The sequence below is a fragment of the Flavobacterium solisilvae genome (genome assembly GCF_012911605.1).
In the GTDB taxonomy this organism is placed as follows: Bacteria; Bacteroidota; Bacteroidia; order Flavobacteriales; family Flavobacteriaceae; genus Flavobacterium; species Flavobacterium solisilvae.
Genome location: NZ_JAAMPT010000119.1, coordinates 1 through 339 on the forward strand (window position 1 = coordinate 1; position 339 = coordinate 339).

Here is a 339-nt window from a genome sequence, read left to right on the forward strand (position 1 = left end):
TAGCCCAAAACGACGCTCAAGAAACCAGCACCACGCTCACCAACATTCAACAAAAAATAGAACGCTTAAAGCAAAACAAAATCAAATATGAACTGCTAGAAGAGCAACTCAAAACCAGTGGTGAACCGCAAGTGAGCACTACTGATTGTGATGCAAGAGCACTTTTGGTTCAAGGGCAAGTAGTAGAAGTGTCTTATAATATTCAAGCAGCGGTAGACGATAAACACAACTTGGTTGTGGCAACGCACACCATCAACCGCAACGATAAAAATGCACTTTCGGCCATTGCTCTAGAAGCCAAAGAAAACTTAAATCTAGAAACTTTTACGGCGCTAGTAG

General features: G+C 41.9%; 1 pseudogene. It reads left to right on the plus strand.

Going from position 1 to position 339, the window contains the following annotated elements:
- Nucleotides 1-339 (plus strand): annotated as a pseudogene (locus G6042_RS00560) (IS1182 family transposase); the annotation flags it as partial.